Below are 23,969 nucleotides of genomic sequence, written 5' to 3'. Positions count from 1 at the left end.
CAAAATAGAATATTCAAGAAGAAACCAGGTATTCAAACGGAAATTCAGAGCAAAACTGAAATACTCAATGAATTACAAATCTATTTAATTACATTCCTTAACTTAACGGCATTAAATTACCAATTAACAATTACCAATTACCAATTAGCAAAATTCGAAATTCAAACTTAATGTTCAAAATCCCAAATGCCTATACAAAATATGAACCGTAGAAAATTCATCCTTTCCTCAGCTTTGGCGGCATCTTGGGCCACATTTCCTGGCCAATCTTTATTTGCGCAATTGCCAGGAAACAGAAAATTTAAAATTTCTCTTAACCCGGGTATCATTGGTGTGAAAGCCAATTTTGCCCAAACTTTGGATTATGCCATACAATACGGTTATGAGGCCATCAGTCCTTTCACTCAAGAGGTAATGGATAATTATTCTGATCAACAACTAGATGAGATAAATGCAAAAATGAAGGCTCATGGAATCAGTTATTGTTCTACCAATATTCCGGTGGAATTCAGAAAGGATGAAATTACGTTTAAGGATGAATTTAAAGGTTTGAAGAGGTTCTGTCAGACCATGGAAAAGCAGGGGGCAACACGGATGAATACCTGGATTATTTCTTCCCATAATGAGCTGACATATAATGAAAACATGCGTCAGCATGCATATCGCCTTGGTGAATGTGCCAAAGTGATGAGCGACTACGGTATTAGGCTGGGCTTGGAATATTTAGGAATGCGTACGCTTTTGATCATGAACCGCTATCCTTTTATTTCCAGTATGAAAGAAGGGAAAGAACTGATTGGGGAAATTGGGCAAAAAAATGTTGGTTTTGTTTTGGATTCATTTCATTGGTATTGTGCCAATGAAGGTATTGAAGACCTGCATACCTTAAAGTCGGAAGATATTGTAGTGGTAGACTTGAATGATGCTAGGGAAGGATTCACAAGAGAGACGCAAATGGATGGCAAAAGAGAACTGCCTATGGCTACTGGAGTAATTAATCTCAAAGATTTTCTTCAAGGACTTATCGACATAGGTTATGATGGCCCAGTTAGGACAGAACCTTTCAATCAGGTGTTGAACGAAATGGAAAATGATGAGGCTTTAAAAATCAACATGGATGCCATCAAAAAATCTTTGGCATTGGTGGGGATGTAATTGAATTTCCTTTTACAAGAACCCAATAGCATGTAGGCATAAAAAAACTCCTGCCAAAATAATTATCAGGCGGGAGTTTTTGAAGAATCTGATTTTTGTTTTTTTAAATTATCTCGGAATTTTAAAGACCAAACCTCCATCAAATCCAAACTGATACATGGTGGAGAAAGTAGTCAGACCAGCACCTGCGCCTCCTGTTCCCAACCAAAGTCCTCCACCCACAGATTGTACAGCAGAGAATAAAGAAGCTTGGATTCGGATCCCAACGTTCTCTGAAACCCATAAATTGGTTCCCCCTCTTAAATTCCAACCAAATTTGGTTGGTGTCTGGCTGCCACCGGTATCAGGATTCCTGACAGAGAAAATACCCATTCCAAGGCCTCCTCCTATAAAAGGTTCGGCGACTTCGCTTACCGGAAAATAGTTGGTAAAATTCAACATTATCCAATTGATACCCAGATCAAAATTTGTTCTTCGGATATCTCCTCCTGTAAGTTGAGAATCTACCCAAGTAGTTGGGGCATTGGTATCCTGCCTTAAATATTGGATTTCAATAGCCTTGCCGCCTGGAATTAAATATTCCAGACCAGCACCCCATCTGAATCCATCCTCAACCCTTCCTTCAAAATAGGAACTGCTTGAAAAAAAAGAGTCAAATCTATCCGGGAAAACATATCCTCCATAGGCATTGAAACGGAGACCTTGTGCAAAGCTAAGGGTGCTCACCAGCAGGAAGGTAAAGAAAATAAGAGCTTTTTTCATAATTTAAATACCATTGATTTACCTAAAGTTTACAAAACTAAGGATAATTGGCAATGATTAAAGGTTTGATGGCAAAATAATTATAAAATATTTTCCCTTACATTTCCCAACCCGATCTTACTGGTTCCTTTATAAATTGGTCTGCTTCAGGAAGACCTTTGGCTTTCATATTGTCATAATCCCACTCGATCAATTTGCCTCCCATTCTCAAAGAAAGAACTCCCAATAGGGTTATTTCTGTCAATCTGGCTCCGTATTCAAAATTGGAGGAAGCTTGGTCATTGTTTCGGATGGCATCGATCCATTCCTGGAAATGTCCAGGAGATCTTTTGATCGTTGGTTTTGGAGGTTTTACACTATTTCTGAAGGACTCTGGGAAAACCTGTGGTTTGCGATTGCCACCGTCATTGATGATGATGCCTTTGCTTCCCACAAACATGGAGGCTCTGGAACCATAAGAATATCCTTTTGGTAAGGCTGGGTGTAGATCCGGCTTTAGTCCTCCTGAATACCAAGTTATTTTCATGGCTTTTTGCTTGCCTTTTGGAGAAAAGTTAAAATATCCTATTTCCCCGTATGGTGCAATTTTGGCATCTGAATAGCCTGCGGGAAACACCTGCACGGTATCAGGGCTTTGAAGATCAAATGCCCAGGTCACAGAATCCATATCATGGCAACCAAAATCCCCCAAGGCTCCGCAACCATAATCCCAAAAATCTCTCCAGGTTACGGGTACATAGTCCTTGTGGAAAGGTACCATTTCCCTTGGCCCGATCCACTGATCCCAGTCAAAGCCAATAGGCATGGTACTCTGTCCTTGGGGCAAACCCTTCAGGCCAGGCAGCCAACGGCCTGCTGGAACCCAAGCATGGAATTCTTTGACTTCTCCAATGACCCCTGCCTGAAGGTATTCCACGGTTTCCCTTATGCCCTCAGCTGCATGTCCTGAATTACCCATTTGGGTAATCAAACCGGTTTCTCTGGTGACTTTGGCCACTTCACGGGCTTCCCAAATATTATGGGTAAGTGGTTTTTCGCAATACACATGCTTGCCCAATTTCAGGGCCATCAGTGCAATGTAGGCATGGGTATGGTCCGGTGTGGAGATTACAATGCCATCAAAATCAGAAGACTTTTCCATCATTTTACGGAAGTCATCATATTGGGCAACCCGCTTGTTCTCACCTTTGGAAGCATAATGTGCATCAATCATGGCTGATGTCGGCCCTCTTCCTGCTTCCGAGCGGTAATAAAAATCCGCCAGGTTCCAGTAATAGGCAGGATCTGCAACTGCTGTGATATTGACATTTTCCACCCTTAAAAAGGCTTCTGCATTTTGCTTTCCTTTTCCTCCGGCACCGATAATGCCTAAGTTGACCTTGTCACTGGGGGCAATATAGCCTGGTCCGCCAATAACATGCCTTGGCACAATCATCATGCCTGCACCACTAAGAGCAGCTGCTTTGACAAAGTCTCTTCTGGAAAGGGGTGATTTTTTGTTTTTCATGGTCAATAGGGTTCAAGGTTTTTAATGGTTAAGGTATTTATTTTGACCTTACAATGAATAATTTATTTGATGAAAGCCAGTTCATCCAATATCCATGGTTATATTATTTCATTTTAGCTATCAATTCTTTCATCAACTTAAAGGCTACCATTGCTGTCATATCATGATAGTCTCGGATTGGATTGTATTCTACTAAATCTGCTCCAATAATTGGCAATTTGATAGCCAAGAGAATATCCAATAATTGTCTGCTGCTCATTCCTCCAGGTTCGTAATGGGAAATTCCCGGCGCAAAAGCAGGGTCCAAAACATCGATATCCAGGGAAATATACAAAGGTCTCTCTAAGGCCGAAATAAAATCCATGGTGAAATCCTTCATTTCAATGATATTGACCTTGTACTTGGCTGCCTGTTCCCGCTGATGCTGTGTCAAGGTCCGGATACCTACCTGAGTGAGTGATTTCAACAAACCTTTCTCCAATAGTCTAGCAAAGGGAGAAGCATGGGAATAGGGATTATCTCCAAAATTCTCATATAAATCCCCGTGGGCGTCCAGTTGCAAGGCATGCAATGGGCCATATTTTAAAGCATATGCTTCAATCACTGGATAAGCAATAGAATGATCCCCTCCTAAACTCAGCAGTTTGCTTCCATCGGCTATGGCTTCGCTGACGGCTGATTTGATCTGTTCGTATGCCTTTTGGGGATCTTGACTGGAAAAAGAAAGATCACCCAAATCCTGATAATCCTGGCCTGCAATGATTTCCTTTCCCTCTTCTGTGTAGTTATTGGCAGAACCTTCGGTTGCCATTAAGCGGATTCTAGCTGGAGCTAAATACGGACCTCTTAGGAAGGAACTGTTGCTGTCGAATGGGATTCCTAAAACCTTTATTTTCATTGGGTTTTTACAGGTTTTAGCTCCTCGAAGAAGATATCGTCGTTGGGTACATTAAAGTCCATTCCTGTTACCTGCAATTTGTTGTTGATCAAAAACTGCAGAGTGCCGAAATTAAACCAGGCATGTTTTTCATCCCATGTTATTTCATAGGTGTCATAATGCCAGTGATTCAGGCTGGCGTTTAGTCTTGGGGCGTCTTCGAAATATAGGCGCAAAGCTCCTTTTTCTTCTTTGACTTCGATCTTGCCATAGATGTCTGATTTATAGGTTCCTACAAATTGGGAAGGAGAGACGGATGTCTTGGTATTGAGAACTCTGGCTTTTTTGATGTCTGCGATTCGGGTGTCAGTGGCTTGGTTGGCCAAACTCCTTTTGAGCAAATCAGCTGACCAGTCCTTATTTCCAGTTCCCAAAAATTGGTCAAAAACATAGTAGGTAGCCGCCATGATGGGGCTTTGGTGGCCATTGGTTAATACGACCACACCCAGCTTTTCCTTAGGGATCATGGTCACTGCGGTGATCATCCCGTCGTAGCCTCCTGTATGACCCACTATCAACTTTCCATGGAAATCTCCCAGATTCCATCCCAGTCCATAGCCGCTGAAATGCCTGCCCAGATCGTTTGGCTGGGTATGGTCCACCACATTGACATTGTGCATGGTCCACATCAAGTTGCGGTTGGCTCTGGAAATCAGGGTATCCTGTCCGATGATGCCATGATTCATATTGAAGATCATCCATTTGGCCACATCGCTTACGGAAGAGATCAATCCTCCAGTGGCACCGATAGTATCCCAATCCTCAAAGACGATGTGGAAGTTTTTTCCTTCTTCTCTTCCATGGGCAGTGGTGTAATTCCCTTTTTTATTTAGTTCTTTCGCAGTGGTGAGGGTACGGTCCATTCCCAAGGGATTCAGGATTCTTTCCTGCACATTTTCACCCCAGGTTTTGCCTGTAATCTTCCGTATGATTTCACCTGCGGTAACATACATTAGGTTGGAATAGCCATAACCCCCACGATATTCAAATGCCTGTGGGATTTTTCCTGCTCTTTTGATAAAGTCTTCAGCCGAACCTTCATTTTTGTACCAGATCACATCCCCGCTGAAAGTTCCCAAACCCACCCTATGACTCAATAGGTCTCGTATGGTGACATGGGCACTGATCCAAGGATCATCAAAAAGGGAAAAATAAGGCAGGTAGTCTTTTACCCGATCGTTCCATTCTAATTTCCCTTCCTGGACCAACATCCCGATAATCGCTGAGGTAAAGCCTTTTGAATTGGAAGCGATGGCGTAGAGGGTGTGTTCGTCAGGTTGCTCATTTTTGCCAACTGTTTTTGTGCCGTAGTTGCCGGTGAAAACAAGTTGCCCGTCTTTGACGATGCCTATGCTAACCCCCGGAACATCCCAGTCTTTGACCATCTGTTCAAAATAAGCATCGATTTTTTGGAGATCCGGGTTGGTTTGGGCCTGAAGTGAATGGATTGCCAATAACAAAAAGACCCAGAAGAAGTGTATATGTTTTTTCATCAATTGAGCGGGGATGGTTAAGGGCTCAATTTAGGAAAAAATCAATATTTAAAATGGTAAACAATTAGATTGAATGAAGCAGAAGAATTGCCTGAGATATGTCAGTTAAAAATTTCCTCCTTTTCTCCGTCATATATCAGTTTTCTTGTCCGATCTATTTCTTTTTTCAAGAAAGGATTTTTGATTTTTGATTAACAAAAGTTCTAAAGTGTTCATCAATTAGGATTGGTAGGCAACATATTTCTGATTGCTGCGATTTTCCAGTTTCCCTCCACTTTGATGACCAAAAAAGTACTCCACATCCTTCTCGTTGGAACCTCATTATCACTAATAATTTCATAGCGGGCATCTACAATGGCACAAGTTTCATTCAATAAGCGTGATTTTTCAACTTTGAGTTGGCGTTGCCCAGGATTATTGGCGGAGCTTCTTTGCATGCCGGACATGGCTTCATTGATCCCGGTTCTCCATTCCCCAGAAGAAACCAATTGATCTACCTCTTTTGTCAAAATAGATTTGAGCAATAAGGTATCCTGGTTTTCCCTTGCTTTGGAATAATCGGCAATCAGAGCCAGGATTTTTTCTTGGTCCTGATCTGAAGGTTGGGTTTGCCCAAATAAAAATGGGATAAATAGAACTTGGGAAAGAATTAGGAAGGATAGGATTTTGTTCATTGATCTGGGATATTAAACGAATCTTAATGTTATACCTTAAAAATAGCGAAAATAAAGAAGAAGCTTATTCAATTCCGAAATCCACCTTCCGAATCCTGCCTTTCAAATTTTCCGCCTTTCGAAATCCCCCTTTGTAAATGAATTCCTTAAAACCTAATAGAAATGTCAATTTTAAACCTCTAATTTCCCGTTTCCTGTCTCTCTTTTACCACCAATATCCCTGTAATTTCATTCATCGCTTTGACCTTATACTCAAAATCCCCTTTCAGGGTGTCCCGGTATGCGTGGAGGTTTTCCAATAGATCGTCGATTTCTTCGGGAAGGACTTCTTCCAATAGTTGCCTTAGGCGCTTTGCTGTTGTCGGGGATTTGCCGTTGGTACTAATGGCGATTTTCAGGTTGCCTTTGGTGACTATTCCTCCCAAATAAAAGTCACAGAGTTCAGGTGTGTCCGCCACATTGACTAGGATAAAGCGCTCCTTGGCTTCATCATGAATTTGCTTGTTTACCTCAGGGGAATTGGTAGCTGCAATCACGATATGTTTACCCCCCAAATACTTCTCATGGTAAGCATCTTCAATCAAGGTGACATGAGGAGCTGATTTTGCTATCTCTAGAAATTCCTCATTAAATTCTTTGGAAATTGCAGTCACATGGGCTTCAGGACTGCTTTTGAGCAAAAATGAGAGTTTCTCCGTTCCCACAAACCCACCCCCTACCAGGAGGACGTTGAGTTGGTGGACTTTAAGGAAGATGGGATAGAGGGTGTTCATGGTTCTAGAGATTAGAGTTAAGGCACAAGAAACAAGATGTAAGATGGATATTGGTAGATATTCACTTTGCGATATTTTGATATTTTGGTAGCCCCTAGAGTTCAGGGTACGTATATGATCTCATGAAGGAACAAGAACCTAATATCCATTAATATCCAACCCGCCTGCTGCCGGCAGGTATCAATTAATATCTTAATTTATTGAGCAACATGAATCACTTGTTCATAAACTTCTTTCAATCGATAACTTTCCTTCACCACCTCACCCACAATAATAATCGCCGGAGCGGCAATGCCTGCTTGATGGGCTTTGGAGGCTATGTCTTTGATCGTGCCTGCGACAAATTGTTCTTCCCTAGTGGTACCATTCTGGATAATGGCTACTGGAATATCAGACTTGCCGGCTGTTGAATATGCTTTCACGATCTCGTTTAGTTTTTTGGTCCCCATTAAGATGACGACCGTAGCTGTGGATTCGGCAGCTATGGCGATGTCGCGGGAGAGTTCTCCGTAACTCGTGGTAGCCGTAATCACCCAGAAACTTTCTGAAACCCCTCTTTTGGTAACAGGAATGCCGATTGAAGCAGGAACCGCAATTGAGGAAGTAATCCCTGGTATCACCTCAGTCGGAATACCAAAGGCTTCGATGTAGTCAATTTCCTCTGCCCCCCTTCCAAAAACAAATGGATCTCCTCCTTTTAGTCTGACCACATGCCCATGCTTAAGGGCGTTCTCCACACAAAGTCTATTGGTTTCATCCTGAGGACAGGAATGTTTACCTACCCGCTTACCTACATATATTTTAATAGCCTTATCGGGAGCATGTTTTAGGAGAGTTTTGTCTATCAGGGCATCGTAAAGTACTACATCCGCTTTATTCAATGCCAATATTGCTTTAAGTGTGATCAATTCGGGGTCACCCGGGCCCGCACCGACCAGGGTCACTTTTGGTTTAACTGACTGTATCATGCGAGCACCTCCCTTTCCCTATAACTGCTTATTGCTTCAAATACAATATTTGCATCTTTGAAATATGATTTCGCAAAGGATTCTGAAGGTTCATTTTTATTGATTTTATAAACAATATCCCCAAATTTTCCCCCTAAGTCAATTTTGCCACTTTCAATAAATGTTTCGTCAAAAAGTGCGATAATATTTGCATAGGAATTAGTGCTTTTATTTTCACTGAGCAATATGGCTTTTGCAGCATTTACCAAGGCAGCATAGGTATGGTATATACTGTCTGACCACCTTTTTTCAACATATGATTCTTTTGCTAGATCCAGCTTCTCCCTTGCTTCCAATAGGAGTGTCGCAATCAAATCTATAACTACGCCTGCACATTCTCCTACCCCGACTGCGACTTTATAGGCTTCCTCATTGCCCCAGTCTACCTGGTCTGCTTCTGTTAAGGTATCTGTATCTGTAAGAACCTTAAGGATGTCATAAAAATAAATCTGACCTTTTCGGTCATAGTAATTCAGGAAACTTTCACCTTCCTCGGAAAAGGCCTCAAAATCCTTTATCAGGATCCTAAGAGCCTCTGGGCCCCTTTTACTGGGTATTTTGATGACTTTATCAGCAAACCTGCCGTTTCCATTGCCTAATGTTCCACCGCCCAACAATACCTGGAGTGCAGGGAACACGGTTTTGCCCACTTTCATGGACATGCCCTGAAAGCCAATATGCGCCATGTTGTGCTGACCACAGGCATTCATACAACCGGAAATTTTGATGGTCAGGTCCTTGTTTTTTAAATATTGGGGAAATTCTGCCAAGATCAATCTTTCCAACTCCTGGGCAATGCCTGTACTGCTTGCTATTCCTAAATTACAGGTGTCAGTTCCAGGACAAGCAGTGATATCTCCAAATGAATTGTATCCGGCGTCAGCCAATCCGATTTTTTTCAATTCATGATAAAAGAACGGAATTGCTTTCTCTTGGACATCTCTGATAAGTATATTTTGTCTTAAGGTAAACCTGACTTCATTACCTGCAAATTTCTTAACCAAGTTAGCCAATTGTCTTGCCTGATCCGTATTGAAATCACCCAATAAAACTTTGACACCTATGGAAACAAAACCATTTTGTTTTTGTGGGAAAATATTGGTCAGTTTCCAATGTTCGTAATTTACATCAAGGGGTTCTTCCGAAACCGGGAAGGCCGGCTTAGGAAGTATCCTTGAATTTTCATAGGTTTTGTGGTTTATGGGATATTTTTTAAAAGGCAAGGCCTTTTGTTCTTCTTTGACCAAGTCCAAAAAGGCTTCTATTCCAATTTCATTGACCAAAAATTTCATTCTGGCTTTCAACCTTCTTGCCCTTTCTCCATGTCTGTCAAAAATTCTTAGCACTCCTTCAATAAAGGGAATCAATTCATCTGTTGCCAAAAATTCAGTGATTAAGTCTGCATGTCTGGGCTGAGAACCTAAACCACCCCCCAAAAGAACTTTGAATCCTCTGATTTCCTGTCCTTTTTCAATTTTGAGTTGGGGAATAAATCCCAAATCATGAAGATAGCTTAGTGCTGTATCCTCTTCTGATGCCGAGAATGCCATTTTAAATTTCCTCCCCATTTCCTGGCAGATGGGATTTCTTAAAAAGTATTGAAAAACAGATTCTGCATATGGCGTTACATCAAAAGGTTCCTTTGGATCCACACCTGCGGTTTCAGATGCGGTAACATTCCTGACGGTATTACCACAAGCTTCCCGAAGGGTCACATCGTCTTTTTCCAATTCCGCCCATAGTGCAGGTGTCTCCTCTAAGCTTACATAATGGATCTGAATATCCTGTCTGGTAGTAATGTGGAGTTTTCCTGTAGAATATTTATCTGAAACATCAGCAATCCGTTTTAATTGCTCACCGGTTGCCTTGCCATATGGCAGCTTGATGCGTATCATCTGGACTCCTGGCTGCCTCTGTCCATAGACACCCCTGGCCAACCTTAGGCTTCGAAATTTCTCTTCGTCAATTTTGCCTTCCCGAAAAAGTCTGATTTTCTTTTCCAATTCTATGATGTCCTTTTCTACAATTGGATTTTCGATTTCTGTTCTAAAACTCTCCATAATTAAAAATTATCCCTATAGGTTTTGTGGTTTAATAATAAATTTAAAATACACATTTCCTAATGGCCCTGTGTAATAAAATTGCTCTATTCAATAAATCCTACACTGACTGTATCAAAATTGCCTTCATCAATCAATATAAAACTTCCGTTTGATTTGTTCTTTTTGTAACTGTCAAAATGGATAGGTTTGCTTAATTTGAAATTAACTTTTCCTATATCATTTAATTTCAATTGTTGGGCATTTTCCTCACCTGAGAAGTCCGTATGAATAAGAGCGTCAATACTTTCCACTTTGGCTATAACCCTATTGATTCCATGTTGCAAAGTAAATTTATCACCTACTCTTAGCGGTTTGGAGTTAACCTGACATATGGTAGCCCTTACTGATTTTTCGGAAGTTGGTATCTCATATCGTTTTACCAACATATCCCCTCTACTAATATTGACCTCGTCCTCCAGCCTTATGGTAATGGAAGAACCAGGAGTAGCTTCCTCATATTCTTGATCAAAAAACTGTATGGATTTGATTTTGGATTGGGTCATTGATGGAAGAATGGTGACTTCATCCCCAACTTTCAAATTATCTCCATACAATTTACCTGAAAAGCCCCTGTAATCATGGAATTTTTCAGTTTTAGGGCGAATGACATATTGTACCGGGAATCTGGCCACCCCACTTTCGTGAAGGTCTTCTGTTTCAAGTACTTCTAAATGATCCAATAAAGTGTTCCCCACATACCAAGGCATTAATTCTGATTTTTTGGCAATATTTTCACCTTTTAATGCGGATATGGGAATAAAGGTAATTTGGTCTGAATTGAAATCACTTTTTTCAACCAAAGCCTCAAAGTCATTTTTTATTCTGATAAAAATGTCTTCATCATAATTCACCAGGTCCATTTTATTAATAGCTACGATTACATGACCCAAGCGCAATAAATTACTGATGAAAAAATGTCTGTATGTCTGTTCAATGACCCCCTTTCTGGCATCGATCAAAATAATAGCGACCTGAGATGTGGAGGCTCCTGTAACCATATTTCGGGTATATTCCACATGTCCAGGTGTATCTGCAATAATAAAGTTTGTTTTATCTGTATTGAAGTAGATATGTGCCACATCAATGGTAATTCCCTGTTCTCTTTCTGCCACCAAGCCATCTGTTGCAAGAGAAAAATCCAGATAATCAAATCCCCTTTGACGGCTGGTTTTTTCAATGGCTTCCAACTTATCAGTTGTTAAGGAATTGGTGTCATAAAGTAATCTTCCGATCAGTGTACTCTTGCCATCATCAACTGAACCGGCGGTTGCTATTTTTATAAGTTTTCTGTTTTCCATTATTTAAGATTTTAGACGTGAGACGCAAGACCTAAGACTAAATCTAGAGTCTGGTAAATGAAGCGATTTCAGTTTTAAGAAAAGATCCGTTCTTCATTCTTGATACTACATTAATTCCTTTCTTTGGTACATTGTACTTAATACGACGACAATCAGAAATACCCGACTTTCTTCCTTTTTTCCATGGCTGCCTCAGAGCGTTTGTCATCGATGCGGGCACCGCGTTCAGAGATAGTAGATTGTCTTATTTCTTCTACTACAGAATCCAAGGTAGTCGCATCGGAAAGAACAGCAGCTGTGCAGGTCATGTCACCAACAGTCCGAAATCTTACCATTTTTTCTACTACCGTTTCATTGCTTTCCCTATATACATGCTCATTGGCAGTCCAGATCAAACCATCACGGAAAAACACTTCCCTTTTATGGGCAAAATAAATTGAAGGTATTTTAATGTTTTCATTTTTAATATATTCCCAAACATCCAATTCTGTCCAGTTTGAAATTGGGAAAACCCGTACATTCTGGCCCTGGTGAATTTTTCCGTTCAACATATCAAATAACTCCGGCCTCTGGTTTTTTTCGTCCCATTGTCCAAAATCATCTCTAACAGAAAAAACCCTTTCTTTTGCCCTTGCTTTTTCCTCATCTCTTCGGGCCCCACCAATGCAGGCATCAAACTTGAATTCCTCTATGGCATCTAAAAGCGTTGTGGTCTGCAATGTATTTCTACTGGCATACCTTCCTCTTTCCTCTACTACTTTTCCTTGGTTAATGGAATCCTGAACATTCCTGACAATCAATTCCAATCCTAGCTCCCTGACCAATTGATCTCTGAATTCAATGGTCTCAGGGAAGTTGTGCCCTGTATCAATATGTAAAAGAGGAAATGGGATTTTGGCTGGATAAAATGCCTTTTGTGCCAGTCTAACCAAGGTTATGGAATCTTTTCCCCCAGAAAAAAGTAAAACAGGTCTTTCAAACTGGGCAGCTACTTCTCTCAAAATCTGGATTGACTCCGCTTCTTTTGGATTAGGTATAAATAAGTTTGACATGTCTATGTTCAGATTATGTTTTTCATTTTATTAAAAATTCCACCCGCTACTTTTGAAAAGTATGGGACATTTGTTTGGATCCCTTTAATTCTTAATTCAAAATTCTTCATTCCTAATTTCATATTCAAATTGTTCTGAAATCTCAGGCCCTAATGCTCACTTTGCATGTAAACCACACTCTTTCTTGGATTCTTCCCACCACCATCTGCCTGCCCTAACATCCTCCCCTGGTTGAATGGCTCTCGTGCAGGGAGCGCAGCCTATGCTGACAAAGCCTTTTTCATGAAGGGGGTTGTAAGGGATTTTGTTCTCTTTAATATACGCAATCATTTTATCAAAAGTCCAATCTAAAATTGGGTTGTATTTAATGATCTGATTGGCCTCATCCCATTCGATTTTTTGCATGCCGGACCGGTTTGGACTTTGTTCTGCCCTAAGCCCTGTTATCCATACACTGTTGTTTTGAAGAGCCCTTTTTAAAGGCTCCACTTTTCTGACATAACAGCATGATTTTCTGTTTTCTACAGAATTGTAAAAACCATTGATTCCCATCTCATGGACGAGCTTTTCAACAGATTCCCTTTCAGGATAATAAACCTTTATTTTTATGCTGTAATGGTTTTCTGTAATATCCAATAAGTCTAAAGTATCCGGGAAAAGTCTTCCAGTATCCAGGGAAAATATTTGAATGGGAAGCTTATTGGATGCTATCAGATGCGTAATGACCTGGTCTTCCTGACCAAGTGAGGTAGAAAAAACAATTTTACCAAAGAATAAATCACTTAACAGGGCAAGACCCTCATTTGGACTGAGTTGGTCTATCTTTCTGCTTAAGTTATGCAAGTTGTTTATCAGGCTCATTTTTTTCAATTTTTATTACGCCTTCCCAAGCGCGTTCGTGTAAATAATACAAGATAATTTTTGTCACTACTTCAATTGACCCTATGGAAATTGCCATTACCAATTGACCCGTCACAAAAAATGAAATTACCATGGTGTCAAGTGTGCCGACAATCCTCCAGGAAATAGACTTTAAAAAGCTTTTGAGGTTACTGTCCTTGCCTTTATTATTGACAAACCACTTTTTAATTGACTGATCTAAAAGCATATTTCAAATAGTTTTAAAAACAAAACTACATAAAACCTATAAAAAAACTAGGGTAATCTGAAAAAAAATTTATTCTTTTTCTAAAATATCAGCTAATGTCTTGTTTTCCAGCACATTAAGCATTTCGTCTCTAACTTGAAGCATGACTTTTTTTAAACCGCATTGTTCTTCATTTTTACATTCCACACAGGGTTCATAATAATTGAGGCTTACACAGGGTAGCAGTGCAATAGGCCCATCCAATAACCTGATAATTTTGGACAAAGGAATATCCTTCGGATCTTTGATCAGATAATATCCGCCCCCTTTACCTTTTTTGCTACCTAAAAACCCGGCCTTTTTAAGCTCCAATAGGATATTTTCCAAGAACTTATGGGAAATCCCATATTCTTCTGAAATATCCTGAATAAGTACGGTTTTTTGATCCCTGTGTTTGCCCAAGTAGGTGAGGGCATGTAAAGCATATTTGGTCTTTTTAGATAGCATAAATACAAAAATAGGCTTTTTATTTATTCTTCAAAGAGAAGGATTTTCAACCTTAGAATATTTATTTGACCTATCTTTGGGGCATGAATTACCTATCCGTAGAAAACCTAAGCAAGTCATTTGGCGAGCGTAAACTTTTTCAGAATATTTCATTTGGTATTGATCAGGGTCAAAAGATTGCCCTTGTTGGTATAAATGGTGCAGGGAAGTCCACTTTGATGAAAATTATTATGGGCATAGAAGTGGCAGATGCGGGAAATATTGCCATAAACCAACAGATCAAAGTGTCTTATGTACATCAAAACCCTGTATTCACCGGAAATCTGACAATATACCAAACCATTTTTGAGGGGAGTAAGAATGAAACCTTGCAGGTTATTGAGGACTACCATAAGGCTATGTTGGATTCTGAGATGGGCAAGGAAAACGGTGATATCCTCCAAAGGCTTTTTGAAAAAATGGATACTTTACAGGCTTGGGATTATGAATATCAGATTAAGGAGGTTTTGGGAAAACTTGGCCTTCATGATACGGATTTAGCGGTAGGTAATTTAAGTGGTGGCCAAAGAAAGCGTGTGGCTTTGGCCAAAGCCATTTTGGAGAAGCCGGATTTGCTATTGTTGGATGAGCCTACCAATCATTTGGATTTGGAGACTATAGAGTGGTTGGAAGATTATCTTTCCAAAGCAAATCTTGCCATATTAATGGTAACCCACGACCGTTATTTTTTGGAAAAAGTAACCAATCAGATCATTGAACTGGATAATGGAAGCATTCACCGCTATTTAGGAAATTATGGATACTTTTTGGAAAAAAAAGCAGAGAGACGGGAGATTGAAGCCACTGAACAGGAAAAGGCGAAAAGTCTATATAAAAAAGAATTGGAATGGATCAGAAGACAACCCAAGGCACGTGGGACAAAAGCTAAATATAGAGTAGATGCATTTGAAGAGACCAAAGAAAAGGCCTTTCAAAAAAGGGAGGAGAGGGAGATAGAACTCAATGTGGTCTCTCAAAGACTTGGGAATAAAATCATTGAAATTGAAAGCTTAGGAAAATCCTTTGATGAAAAAGTTTTGGTTAAAGGCTTTAGTTATACTTTTAAAAAGGGAGATAAAATCGGGATTGTTGGCCCAAATGGATCTGGAAAAACAACTTTTTTAAATATGTTGACGGGGATTATGCAACCGGACAGGGGAAAAATAACCTTGGGTCAAACTACTGCTATTGGTTATTACCGGCAAGAAGAGGATTCATTTGACGAGGAAAAGAGATTGATTGATATTGTTAAAGATGTTGCCGAAGTGGTGAGCATTGCAGGCGGGTCAACTATAACCTTCTCCCAATTTTTAACCAAATTCGGTTTTCCTCCTAAACAACAGCATACGCCAATTTCAAAACTAAGTGGGGGAGAGAGAAGAAGGCTTCAACTATTAATGGTACTGATAAAAAGTCCAAATTTCCTGATTTTGGACGAACCCACCAATGATCTGGATATCATGACCCTCAACACTTTGGAAGAGTTTTTGGACAATTTTCCAGGTTGTCTGATCATAGTTTCCCACGACAGGTATTTTATGGACAGGTTGGTCGACCATCTTTTTGTTTTTGAAGGAGAGGGTATAATCAAAGATTTTCCTGGTAACTATACAGATTTCAGAGAATGGGAAAAGCAACAAAAATCTCTTCAAAAGGAAACACCTTCTGCAAAGGAACCTGCTTTATTATCCTCAGAAACCCCCTTAAATAAAAATAAGGCCAGCTTCAAGGAAAAAAAGGAGTTTGAGGAGATAAACCAACAAATTGAAACACTGAACAAGGAAAAAAAATCTCTTGTGGAAAAAATCACCTCAGGAACTGTTGATCATCAGGCATTGCTTGATTGGTCTAATAGAATACAGGAAATTGAGGGAGTTTTGGAAGAATTGGAAATGAGATGGCTGGAATTGAGTGAATTGGATGGGATTGAATAAGTGGATGGGAAATGGTTAATTTTAAATGATAAATTACTCCTTAAAAAACTCCAAAATCCAAAGTTCAAATTTTAAAATTCAAAGCCCGGAGTTATCCTTTTCTTTAAGCCAATGGTAACGTATGTATTGAATTAATTGAATTTGGTTTACGCTAAATATTTCCTTTCATAAATTGAGTCCTAACATCGTGATGAAACTTTTCAATTGCATATCTTAACATGGTTCGGGGCATATTTTTGTAATGTTGGGTCAAAAAATCATAAGCCAATTGATAATCGCGCTTTCCCACTTCCCTAATCATCCAACCTACTGCCTTATGTATTAGGTCATGGGGATGGTGGAGTAATTTTTCAGCCAAGGCTATAATATCTTTAAAGTCGTTCTTTCTAATAAAATGGAAGGTAGCCAATATGGCCATCCGATTTTCCCAAATGTTCTCTGAATTGGCCAATTTGTAAAGGATATCCCTGTCTTTATCCCAAAGCCATCCGCCTAAAATTTGAGGGGCAGAACCGTCTACCATATCCCAGTTATTGATTTGATGCCGGATATTTAAATAGAAATCAAAAATTCTTTTCCTTTCCAGTGAATCTTTAGTTTTCTCAAATTTTGCGACCAACATGAAAAGACCGGTAAGTCTAACCTCATGGTATTCTGAGGCCATAAGTTCTTCGATTTGGGAGAGGTTTATTGACTTTTCAAATTTTTTGGCAACACTGCGTTGATATGGGACAGTCACACCCAAAAATTTATCTCCTTCTCCATATTCTCCAGGTCCGGTTTTAAAGAATCTTGGAAAAAATTCAGCTTTTTTCAAATCTGATAATTCCTTAAGACATCTAATTATTTCTTTTGGGGTATGTACTTCCATGTGTCCTGAGCTTATCAATAAATTTTCATAGTTCTCAACTATCAGAAAAATTGAGTGGATCATTAAAGATAATTACTTCCAAAAAAATAAAGAGAGTTTCTTTAGGTTACATGTGATTTAAAAATCCATGTCCTCATCAAATTCTTCTCTGTCCCTGTTTCTCCCATTTCTATCTTTAAAACCCCCAAACCTATAGGTGAAAGATAAGGTTCCGATTCTTGTTTCCCGGTTAAACATATTGTTTTGGACAAAGTTTTGATCTTCTGTTTTTATTCTAAAAATCCTCGTGTTGAAGATATCACTGACGTTCAAACTTACTGTAGCTTTATTATTCATGATGTTTTTTCTTACTCCAGCATTGATGCCCCACAGTGGTTCAATCTGACCTTGCGGCAAGACAATCGGACCCCGGTAATTACCCTGGATTTGAAAGGTGGCAAAATTAGGAACAGCCATATTGGCCAAGAGGGCTACTGTCCAACTAAAATTGGAATTGACAAGCCCTTCTTCGATATTGTCTGCAATTAATTCAGAATAAAACAGATTGCCTGTAACAGTTGCATCAAACCATTGCGTTACCTGGATCTGATTGATCAGTTCAAAACCCAGTTCACTTCTGCTATTGGCGTTTTCGCGGGTTTGTGTAGCCACGTTATTCTCATCAACGTTTAATACCCTGGTCAGAATATCAGTAGAGTATCTATGATAAAGGGTACCGTTCAGCAAGTATTTTTCCCAACCTTTCATATACCCTAACTCATAACTGTTGGTAAATTCAGGTTGTAAATAGGGATTACCGATGGATAAATTATATAAATCCGATACCCTGTAAATTGGAGCGAGCCCCCACATATTGGGACGGTTGATTCTTCTACTGAAATTAGCTGTAAATTCTTCCTCCTGGCCAAGATTATAGGATAAATAAGCACTTGGGAAAAGATTGAAATAATTGTTGACTACCACATTTTGATTGCTCTCTTGAAGGGAGATGGTCTCTGTATATTCTGCTCTTAAACCAGCCTGATATCCTAATTTGCCTTTAGAATTCCTGTAAATGCCATATGCTGCGTAAACATCTTCTTTAAAGTTGAATCCATCACTGAAAAAATCATTCTGTTCTAATCGGAATTCATTGTTTATATCCCCTTGATAAAAATCCTGTTCACGGTTCCATTCCCCAAAGGTTCCCTTTAATCCAGTTTCCAGCTTTCCTCTATCTCTGAATGGTTTCTCATAATCTAATTGAAGGATATAAAACCTACTCCATTGGGGTCTTTCATTGAATTGGAGTAACTTTTTAGAAATTACCTCTTCGTTGGATTCATTGAAAAATGCCTGGTCATAGAATTCTTCCTGGAGGCGGTCATCATAGGAGAAAGAAGCGGAGGAATACAGCCTTTGGCCCAAAGCGTCAATTTCCCAGGTGTAATTGATGCCAGTTTCAATGTTATAACTTTGTCTTTTGGAATCTGTATCTCTTACAAATAAGCTGTCCAATTGCCTGGAAGAATTTTCATTCCTTTGGTTCAATTCATTGAAACTGTATCTGTCCCGGATATTACCTTGAATATATATCCCCAAGGTTTTTTCTTCCGTAAAATTGAAATCGATTCCTCCCCTCATCAGATGGGAAGTGTTGTAGTTTTCGCCATAATTATTTTGGTTCAAAAAGGGAGAGGTGTTCGGATTGAAAGATTCTCTTAATCCCTCACCTTCTCTGAATAATCTTCTGTCCTGGAAATTATAAGAACCGTAAATATTCATTTTCTCAGTTCCGTAATTTAGATTGATTCCTGCGGTATATTTGTCTCTTGTTCCAACAGATGCATTTACCTGACCGTTCAAACCGGTTCTTTCATTCTTCTTAAGAATAATATTGATAATTCCCCCTACACCTGCAGCATCATACCTAGAAGAAGGATTGGTAATCAGCTCAACGGATTTAATACTATTTGCCGGAAATTGAGCTAAGATATTTTCTGAATCATCACCTGATAGATTAGAAGGCCTTCCATTGATATAGATCAGGATGTTTCCACTGCCCCTCATAGAAATTCCCCCTTCATCATCAATTTGAATAGAAGGAAGCGTTTCTAATAATTCAGTTGCAGTAGCCCCTTCTGCGACTATACTGTTTTCTACATTATAGGATCTTTTATCTATATCGCTTTCAAACATGGAAGTAACCCCTTCCACTACAACTTCCTGAAGATTTGTGGCATCGGTCTCGATCCGGATATTACCTACATTCAAAACACTTCTTTCTCCGATTGAAATATTTTTGAAAGCACTTTCATATCCAATAAAACCGACTCTTAATATGAAATCTCCTTTCTCTGATTCAAATGAAAAGCTCCCGTCCAATTCTGACATGGTACCAGTCACAAGGGAAGAATCATTGGGATTCAACAAAGCTATATTTGCAAATTCCATAGGATTCCCAGATTCCTTGTCTGTCACTTTTCCTTTAATGGTGAATGTTTGGGCTTGTATTCCAATAGATAAAAAAAATAATATAATGAGTATAAAATATGATAAAACAGATTTCATTTTATGGTTATTTTTATAAGTATTTGTTTCTTATTTATTTTATTTTATTGATTAAATATTTTTTATTTTGTTAATTTTTAATTATAAATTTTTTTATTTTAAAAAAAATAAATAATTATTTTGAAATTGAAAATTTGCCAGTATTTGATAGAGTAAAAATTGACAAATAATTCAATTTTAAATACAAAATACCTATATTTAACAACGTGAGATACCCGGAATGGTTTTGATAACCCAGGTATAAACATGTATTTTTTGATTAGAAGGTAATTACTTACACCAGCGGTAGCTGTGAAAAAATTATTGTGAAGTTATAAAAGGATTATCCTTTTGTGATTTGAAGGAGGGTATGTTGGATCAATCGGTCAACAATCTCATAAGGATTCCTGGCAAATTGTTGGGTAATACGGTTGGCAATTATAGCATTTAAGCTGATCACCTCATGGCCAAGCAAGCGTCCCATGGCATAATATCCGGCCGTTTCCATTTCAAAATTGGTAAGCCTCTGTCCTGAAACAGTAATAGCACTGAGTTTTTCAATGATGTCCGGTATTGCCGGAGAAATCCGTACTTTTCTTCCCTGTGGACCAAAAAATCCAGGACAGGTAACTGTATTGCCAATAAGAAGCCCTTTTCCCAATTGTTCCATTAAATGGGTTGACCCTTTTATGCAATATGGAGTGAAAGGTAAATCAAGTTTTTCCTTGACCTCTTTCCCCATATTTTTTTCAAAATCTGAAAAAACAGTTTTGTAAAAAGTCATAAGACTGTCCAAGCCTATTCCATATTCTGAAGCAAGCAAAGCTCCGGCAGGGATATCCTCCTGCATACTACCAGAAGTTCCAATTCTAATAATATTCAAGGTGGTATGTTTGGGTTTTGGAAGTCTTGTTTTGAGATCTATATTGACGATGGCATCCAGTTCAGTCATGAAAATCTCAATGTTGTCCGTACCCATACCTGTGCTTATGGCTGTAATTTGCTGGCCATTGAGCCAACCTGTGTGGGTTACAAATTCCCTCTTGGAGAGTTTGACATCTACTTTATCAAAATATTTTGAAACTTTTTCAACCCTGTCAGGATCGCCAACAGCAATAATAGTTGAAGCCAGGTGTTCTGGCTTCAAATTCAAATGGTAGATGCTTCCGTCAGGATTGATGATCAGTTCTGACTCCGGGATTCTTTTCTCCATGGATCAAATGTTTAACTTTTTCTTTATCCTGTCTTCTAAATAATCCTTTATATGGGTTATACCCATTGGTATTTTTCTGGTAATAACCTGTACCATCATATGTTCTTTTTTCAGGATGCTCTTTACATGCCACTGAGCATGCCCCTTCCAGTTCCCATCCACAATTTTCACAGATCGGCAAATGCTCATTACAAGATGGATTGGCACAGTTTACCATTCTGTCGCAAACTGTACCACAAACATGACAGGTCGATATCACAGAAGGATTTACTTTATTGACATCCACTGCGATTCTATTATCAAATACATAACATTTTCCCTCAAAATCTTCTCCGCCAGCCTCCATGCCATATTTAATGATTCCCCCGTGAAGTTGATAAACATCCTGGAAACCTTGTTCAAGAAGAAAGGCTGAAGCTTTTTCGCATTTGATCCCCCCGGTACAATAAGTTAAAACTTTCTTATTTTTCAGGTGTTCCAGTTCTTTGACCTTTTCGGGAAAATCCCTGAAATTATCAATGTCTAAAGTAATGGCATTTTTAAACCTTCCCAGCTCATGTTCATAATTGGATCGTACATCCAGAATAACCACATCTTCCTGGTCCTTAAGTAGCTTGAATTCCTCAGGTTCCAGGTGTTTTCCTGTTCTTGTATTGGGATCAATATGCCTGAGACTGCTGTGCACGATTTCGGGTTTTACCCTCACATGTATCTTTGCAAAGGCATGTTTGTCATGGCTGTCTATTTTAAATTCGGTTTTTGCAAACCTTGGATCCGCATGGATATAAGCCATGTATTTTTCGCAATCTTCTTTCAGTCCAGAAACTGTGCCGTTTAAACCTTCCGGTGAAATTATGATACGTCCACGGATATTGTGTTCAACGCAGAACAAGTGATGTTCTTCTCTATATGCTTCAGTATCTTCTATTGAGGCATAGCAGTAATAAAGCAGAATGCTGTAATCTTTGTTTTCCATAACTAAAGCCCTGTTTCCGGCAGGGTGTTTTGGTTTATTTAAAGTAAAATGAATTATTTTTTAAATGGTGCAGCAGGATTTCCAAATACAGTTTGATCTTCTTTCACATCTGATATCACGACTGAACCAGCCCCTATCCGCGCATCTTTTCCAATGGTGACCCCAGAAACAATCACAGCACCAGAGCCAATAAATGCTCCTTTTTCTATAACCACACCGGCATTGATGATGGCACCTGCACCGATCTGTACAAAATCTCCGATTTGCACCTGATGGTCAACAATGGCTCCTGTATTTAAAATACAGTGACTGCCTATTTTTGATCCTGCCCCAATATTTACCTTGGCATTGAGGAAGTTTCCGTGACCAATGGCAGCATCTGTTGAGACATAAGAAGTTTCATGGATCGCATTGATTGGCTGAACTTTTCTTGTGTCATTCAACATTTTTACCAAAAACTGCCGGTACTTATTGTCATCAACCGCAACAAATGCCTCACATTTTTTTCCGATAAGTTTGAGGAATCCTTCATCTTCAGGATGGCCCAGAATAGGGACAACATTGATTTCTGTTCCATGTAGCTTTTCATCTTCATCCAAGAATCCGTAAACAATTACTTGGTTACTGTTGAAAATCTCCAGGGCAGCATGTGCTATTCCTTTGGCTCCTAAAATAATGACAGGTTTGTCCATACTTATATGAATTGGAAGGCAAAAGTAAAGCAATTCGCACTTTAAAGCAAAATCACTTCTTTTTGGGTTTAAGTAGATTCTGGCCAATTTTACAGTCAAGACATTTCTTCCTTTTACAATATTCCTGGTATAACCCAATCATTCCCTGACTGTCGAAGGCATTGCCCGCTTGCCATCCATGAAGTATAAATTTTCTTATAATAAAGTTGTTTTCGCTCCCTATTTCCTGTAATAGGTCCAAAGCTTTTTCCTTCCAGGTATCATCCTGTATGTACTTTCCATAACCATACCATAAAGGCGTTACAAAATTGATAAGAAGTAGGTTAATAGTATCTTTGCTTAGGTTTTTGCTGATTTTCCTAGGTGCCTTTACCCCCAACCTGTAATGGTATTGCCAATAATTAGATCTTTCGATTTGGAATATTGGAAGGATCTGATTAAAAGTCTGTCCATACTTTAAAATTGAAGCAAACAAATTGGGTTCTTTGTGCAAAATCATTGCCAATTGAGAGATTCTTTGATAAGGGAAATTTTGTGGTCGAACTCCCATCATCTTCCAATCCTCAAATTTTACCAATTGTTTTAAAAGGTATTTTTTCTGATAAAAATCATATTCTTTTTTTAAATAAATACTGAATTCATCAAGAGAAGATTCTGGTAAAAGACCTGCCTGACCAAACAATAAGGCTTCCAAGGATGGTATCCTCTCACTGTGTTTTTTTAGCGTTTTTAATGGAATGCTTTCAGCAAGTTTCAACATGGAATCACCATTGGTTTTAAATCCACAACAAAGAAACAACCATCGATAGGATGTTTCTTCCCAATCATTTTTAGTGGATTTTAAAATCCGGTCAATAATTGCTGATTTTGCTTCTAATCGTTCAATCAGTGATTTTTCCAGCATTGAAAACCTGATAATAGAAGGGATTTCCATGATCCTTGAGCCGCATAAAATTTCATCTTTACCATCGCTGAGTTTTTCAAAATTTCTCAGTACCTCCAGATGAATTTTTCCTTTAAGTTCCAATGTTGGAATGATTGTCCCATCCTTATGGGTAATTGCCCTATCCTCATCATAAACCACATGCAAAATCACTGAGTTGTACCTTTCATCCTTGTGGTGCTCATGGGTCATCCATTCGGAAGCCTTCCTGTGGATTTCCACGTGGCCGAAATAATCAATATTGTAAATTCTGATATGAGATTCTAAAAAATCAGGTCCTTCGTGTAAATTATGAAAACCGATTTTTTTGATCTCAATAGGGTCCCCATTGGTTGTCTGAAGATTTGTTTTGTCAAAATACTGGTATTTCCATACCGCATGAAGAAAGTTTTCTTGAAAATCCATAGTCAAAAAGTTA

The 23,969-nt window shown here is 39.0% G+C and carries 21 protein-coding genes; 2 read left to right on the top strand and 19 right to left on the bottom strand.

Annotation, left to right across the window (positions count from 1 at the left end):
* Nucleotides 1–201: 201 nt before the first annotated feature.
* Nucleotides 202–1,155 (top strand): sugar phosphate isomerase/epimerase family protein, encoded by a 954-nt coding sequence (locus ACFSKV_RS12735; RefSeq protein WP_380803291.1) that lies wholly within the window; start codon nucleotides 202–204, stop codon nucleotides 1,153–1,155.
* A gap of 108 nt (nucleotides 1,156–1,263) precedes the next feature.
* Here the strand turns inward: ACFSKV_RS12735 and ACFSKV_RS12730 are convergent, their stop codons facing one another.
* The 13 genes from ACFSKV_RS12730 to ACFSKV_RS12670 all read right to left on the bottom strand — a co-directional run bounded on the left by ACFSKV_RS12730 (nucleotide 1,264) and on the right by ACFSKV_RS12670 (nucleotide 14,354).
* On the bottom strand, nucleotides 1,264–1,917 hold the full coding sequence (locus tag ACFSKV_RS12730) for a porin family protein (RefSeq protein ID WP_380803289.1): 654 nt from the start codon (nucleotides 1,915–1,917) through the stop codon (nucleotides 1,264–1,266).
* 97 nt (nucleotides 1,918–2,014) lie between these two features.
* A complete protein-coding gene (locus ACFSKV_RS12725; protein WP_380803287.1) occupies nucleotides 2,015–3,424 on the bottom strand; it encodes a Gfo/Idh/MocA family protein in 1,410 nt (469 codons plus the stop codon).
* A gap of 103 nt (nucleotides 3,425–3,527) precedes the next feature.
* Entirely contained in the window at nucleotides 3,528–4,322 is a 795-nt protein-coding gene (gene speB, locus ACFSKV_RS12720) for an agmatinase (protein WP_380803285.1), read from the bottom strand.
* Complete coding sequence (locus tag ACFSKV_RS12715) at nucleotides 4,319–5,854, bottom strand: serine hydrolase (protein ID WP_380803282.1); 1,536 nt, start codon at nucleotides 5,852–5,854, stop codon at nucleotides 4,319–4,321. Before ACFSKV_RS12715 ends, speB begins: the two co-directional genes overlap by 4 nt.
* 215 nt (nucleotides 5,855–6,069) lie before the next feature.
* Nucleotides 6,070–6,528, bottom strand: a complete 459-nt coding sequence (locus tag ACFSKV_RS12710; RefSeq protein ID WP_380803279.1) for a DUF4440 domain-containing protein — start codon at nucleotides 6,526–6,528, stop codon at nucleotides 6,070–6,072.
* A 179-nt stretch (nucleotides 6,529–6,707) separates the two neighbouring features.
* On the bottom strand, nucleotides 6,708–7,301 hold the full coding sequence (locus tag ACFSKV_RS12705) for a precorrin-2 dehydrogenase/sirohydrochlorin ferrochelatase family protein (RefSeq protein WP_380803276.1): 594 nt from the start codon (nucleotides 7,299–7,301) through the stop codon (nucleotides 6,708–6,710).
* 197 nt (nucleotides 7,302–7,498) lie between these two features.
* A complete protein-coding gene (cobA, locus tag ACFSKV_RS12700; protein ID WP_380803273.1) occupies nucleotides 7,499–8,269 on the bottom strand; it encodes a uroporphyrinogen-III C-methyltransferase in 771 nt (256 codons plus the stop codon).
* Nucleotides 8,266–10,368 carry a HEPN domain-containing protein gene (locus ACFSKV_RS12695; protein ID WP_380803271.1) on the bottom strand — a complete coding sequence of 701 codons (2,103 nt, stop codon included), beginning with the start codon at nucleotides 10,366–10,368 and terminating at the stop codon, nucleotides 8,266–8,268. Before ACFSKV_RS12695 ends, cobA begins: the two co-directional genes overlap by 4 nt.
* Before the next feature lie 86 nt (nucleotides 10,369–10,454).
* Entirely contained in the window at nucleotides 10,455–11,708 is a 1,254-nt protein-coding gene (locus tag ACFSKV_RS12690) for a sulfate adenylyltransferase subunit 1 (protein ID WP_380803268.1), read from the bottom strand.
* Between the two features lie 152 nt (nucleotides 11,709–11,860).
* Nucleotides 11,861–12,760, bottom strand: a complete 900-nt coding sequence (gene cysD, locus ACFSKV_RS12685) for a sulfate adenylyltransferase subunit CysD (protein WP_380803266.1) — start codon at nucleotides 12,758–12,760, stop codon at nucleotides 11,861–11,863.
* A gap of 156 nt (nucleotides 12,761–12,916) precedes the next feature.
* Nucleotides 12,917–13,621 (bottom strand): phosphoadenylyl-sulfate reductase, encoded by a 705-nt coding sequence (locus ACFSKV_RS12680; RefSeq protein WP_380803264.1) that lies wholly within the window; start codon nucleotides 13,619–13,621, stop codon nucleotides 12,917–12,919.
* A complete protein-coding gene (locus tag ACFSKV_RS12675) occupies nucleotides 13,596–13,868 on the bottom strand; it encodes a DUF2061 domain-containing protein (protein ID WP_380803261.1) in 273 nt (90 codons plus the stop codon). The genes ACFSKV_RS12680 and ACFSKV_RS12675 overlap by 26 nt, the downstream gene beginning before the upstream one ends.
* 69 nt (nucleotides 13,869–13,937) lie before the next feature.
* On the bottom strand, nucleotides 13,938–14,354 hold the full coding sequence (locus ACFSKV_RS12670; protein WP_380803258.1) for an RrF2 family transcriptional regulator: 417 nt from the start codon (nucleotides 14,352–14,354) through the stop codon (nucleotides 13,938–13,940).
* A gap of 83 nt (nucleotides 14,355–14,437) precedes the next feature.
* Between ACFSKV_RS12670 and ACFSKV_RS12665 the strand changes: the two genes are divergently transcribed.
* Complete coding sequence (locus tag ACFSKV_RS12665) at nucleotides 14,438–16,327, top strand: ABC-F family ATP-binding cassette domain-containing protein (RefSeq protein WP_380803257.1); 1,890 nt, start codon at nucleotides 14,438–14,440, stop codon at nucleotides 16,325–16,327.
* A 151-nt stretch (nucleotides 16,328–16,478) separates the two neighbouring features.
* Here the strand turns inward: ACFSKV_RS12665 and ACFSKV_RS12660 are convergent, their stop codons facing one another.
* The 6 genes from ACFSKV_RS12660 to ACFSKV_RS12635 form a co-directional block, all read right to left on the bottom strand.
* Entirely contained in the window at nucleotides 16,479–17,198 is a 720-nt protein-coding gene (locus ACFSKV_RS12660; protein ID WP_380803255.1) for a DNA alkylation repair protein, read from the bottom strand.
* Between the two features lie 117 nt (nucleotides 17,199–17,315).
* Nucleotides 17,316–19,748, bottom strand: a complete 2,433-nt coding sequence (locus ACFSKV_RS12655) for a TonB-dependent receptor (RefSeq protein WP_380803254.1) — start codon at nucleotides 19,746–19,748, stop codon at nucleotides 17,316–17,318.
* 322 nt (nucleotides 19,749–20,070) lie between these two features.
* Nucleotides 20,071–20,940: a nucleoside phosphorylase gene (locus tag ACFSKV_RS12650; protein WP_380803253.1), complete on the bottom strand. Its 870-nt coding sequence runs from the start codon at nucleotides 20,938–20,940 to the stop codon at nucleotides 20,071–20,073.
* Nucleotides 20,897–21,916: an oxygen-dependent tRNA uridine(34) hydroxylase TrhO gene (gene trhO / locus ACFSKV_RS12645; RefSeq protein ID WP_380803251.1), complete on the bottom strand. Its 1,020-nt coding sequence runs from the start codon at nucleotides 21,914–21,916 to the stop codon at nucleotides 20,897–20,899. The genes ACFSKV_RS12650 and trhO overlap by 44 nt, the downstream gene beginning before the upstream one ends.
* A gap of 53 nt (nucleotides 21,917–21,969) precedes the next feature.
* Nucleotides 21,970–22,608, bottom strand: a complete 639-nt coding sequence (locus ACFSKV_RS12640; RefSeq protein WP_380803250.1) for an acetyltransferase — start codon at nucleotides 22,606–22,608, stop codon at nucleotides 21,970–21,972.
* 52 nt (nucleotides 22,609–22,660) lie between these two features.
* Entirely contained in the window at nucleotides 22,661–23,956 is a 1,296-nt protein-coding gene (locus ACFSKV_RS12635) for a DUF2851 family protein (protein ID WP_380803249.1), read from the bottom strand.
* Nucleotides 23,957–23,969 lie beyond the last annotated feature (13 nt).

Source organism: Shivajiella indica, assembly GCF_042683085.1.
GTDB classification, from domain to species: Bacteria; Bacteroidota; Bacteroidia; order Cytophagales; family Cyclobacteriaceae; genus Shivajiella; species Shivajiella indica.
The sequence above is the reverse complement of the archived record's forward strand: the minus strand, read 5'-3'. Positions and strand labels throughout refer to the sequence as shown.